This window comes from Arthrobacter crystallopoietes BAB-32, assembly GCF_000328305.2.
Taxonomy (GTDB): domain Bacteria; phylum Actinomycetota; class Actinomycetes; order Actinomycetales; family Micrococcaceae; genus Crystallibacter; species Crystallibacter crystallopoietes_A.
Genome location: NZ_ANPE02000310.1, coordinates 1 through 2,236, shown reverse-complemented (window position 1 = coordinate 2,236; position 2,236 = coordinate 1). Strand labels below are relative to the sequence as shown.

Annotated in this window: 3 protein-coding genes; 1 reads left to right on the top strand and 2 read right to left on the bottom strand. The window is 66.4% G+C overall.

Annotated elements, in window-relative coordinates:
• Positions 1-66 precede the first annotated feature (66 nt).
• Entirely contained in the window at positions 67-1,053 is a 987-nt protein-coding gene (locus tag D477_RS20525; protein ID WP_005275174.1) for an ABC transporter substrate-binding protein, read from the bottom strand.
• Between the two features lie 224 nt (positions 1,054-1,277).
• On the opposite strand from D477_RS20525, the gene D477_RS20520 reads away from it, so the two are divergent.
• Entirely contained in the window at positions 1,278-2,006 is a 729-nt protein-coding gene (locus D477_RS20520) for a maleylpyruvate isomerase family mycothiol-dependent enzyme (protein ID WP_005275172.1), read from the top strand.
• 13 nt (positions 2,007-2,019) lie between these two features.
• Here D477_RS20520 and D477_RS22905 read toward each other — a convergent pair.
• Positions 2,020-2,236 (bottom strand): hypothetical protein (locus D477_RS22905; protein WP_005275170.1); only part of this gene is annotated, 217 nt, incomplete at its 5' end.

Genomic DNA, 2,236 nt, shown 5'->3' with positions numbered 1-2,236 from the left:
TTTTCGACTCGAAAAGGGGCCTCAGCTGAATAGTCATTCGGGTGCCGCTATTGCAGGCCGCCGGGATCAGGGATACATGCTCTCCAGGTCCGGGGCCTTGCTGAGCGTGCCGTACTTCACCGCGGCGTCGGCCAGCTTCTGCGCGGCCTCCATGTTGAAGTCCTTGCGGAAGGTCGGCAGCGCCATCTCGGCGCGATCGGCTTCTTCGATCTTGGTGTAGGTGCCGACGATGTCGCGGACTTCCTCCGGATTCTCCTGCGCGTACTCCAGGGACTTGTTCATCGCGGCCTTGAACTTGGCCACCAGCTCCGGCTTGTTCTCCACGGTGTCTCCGGTGGTGAAGTAGCCGGAGATGTCGAGGTTCGGGTCGAAGTCGGCGAAGTTGTAGGAAATCACACGGCCTCCGTCGGCCACGGCCTTGGACAGGAACGGATCGAGGATCCAGGCTGCGTCGACCTGCCCGTTGGCCAGCGCGGCCGGCGCATCCGGGAAGCCGACCTCGACGAACTTGACGCTTTCGGGATCGCCGCCGTCCTCTTCGACGATGCTGCGGATGGTGGTGTCGCCGATGTTGGCCAGCGTGTTCACCGAAACGGTCTTGCCGGCCAGGTCCTTGGCTGACTGGATGTCGGAATCCTCCGGCACGACCACGCCGCTGAAGTCCTTGCTGACATCACCCGAGGTGGAGTTGCCGTTGGCCACGAGCTGGATGTCCAGGCCCTTGTCGTTGGCCACCATCACCGAGACGACGTTGCCGAAGGAGAAGTCGAAGCCGCCGCTGACCACCGCCGGGATGGCAGCAGCACCGCCGGCCACCGTTTGGATGTCCAGGTCCAGGCCCTCTTCCTCGAAGAAGCCCTTCTCCTCGCCCAAGTACAGGGGCGCGGTGTCGACGATCGGGATCACGCCGACGGTGACCTTCTCGAGGCCGCCCGCTCCAGCCTCCGGGGAGGCCCCTTCGGTGCCCGTTTCGCCGCTGGGCGAGCCCGAGCCGCAGGCCGCCAGGCCGAGCACGGAGACGCCGGCCAGCACGGTCAAGAATGTTCGTTTCATGTCACTTCCTCGTGGTCGAAAACCTGCAGCGCCCGCGTATCCCCCCAACTGGAACACGCGGTCCAGGGCAGCTGCCGCTGGGGACAGCCCTGCGCAAAAGTGCGATGCATCACATCATAATTCTGTCTATCAGAACCATGAGGGTTGCAACGAACGCATGTTCCACTGTGAACCGCAGTACGCTGGCCATGCATCCAGCCCGACCATTCGGCGAAGGAGAACACATGCCTGACCGTCCCGTCGAGCTTGAGGCCGCGCTGCTCGCCGCCCGCAACGGCACCGCCTTCTTCAGCCGCAAGCTCAGTGAACTGCCCGACGACGAACTCCGCGCACCCTCACTGCTGCCGGAGTGGAGCCGCGCCCACGTGGTCGCCCATGTGGGCTACAACGCCCTGGCGATCAGCCGGCTCATGGCTTGGGCGACGACCGGCACCGAGACCCCAATGTACGCATCGTGGGACGTCCGGAACCAGGAAATCGAGGACGGCGCGAACCTGCCGCCGAGCGAACTGCGCAGCCTCTTCGAGCAGTCGGCCGCCCGGCTTGCCGCTGCCTGGCAAGCCGCCCCGCCGGAAGCCTGGAGCCGCGAGGTCAGGAACGCGCAGGGACGGATGATCCCCGCCTCCAAGACCGTCTGGATGCGCACCCGCGAGGTCTGGATCCACGCCGTCGACCTTGGCAGCGGGGCAACCTTCGCAGACCTCCCTGCCGATGTCTTGGAACGCATCCTCCAGGAGATCGTCGGTTCCTGGCGCGACCGCGGCGACGGCCAGGACCTGGTCCTGAGGGACACGGGCGGCGCCAGCTTCCGTGTGTCCGATGGTACCGTGGCCGATCCGGAAATCATTTCCGGCACCCTGCCCGACGTCACCGCCTGGGCTGCCGGGCGCTCGGACCAAGGCGTCAGCTCCAGCAAGCAAGGCCAACCCGCGCCCGCACCGCGCTGGATCTAGCCGCAAGCCGGAGTCAGGTCCCCGGCACCGCCTCCGTACTGCCGCGCGAACGAAGCCCTGCGAGGACGGCGTACGTCAGCCGGACGCCGTTGACCAGGGTCCGAATCCCAAACAGCAGTGCCACACCCAGCAGTGTCAGCAGCGGCAAGAGCAGGGCGAGCGCAGCCAGCAGCAGGTCGAATAGCCCGAGCAGCAGGCCGGTGCGGCGGCGGGCGGGGTCGGCCCCTCGC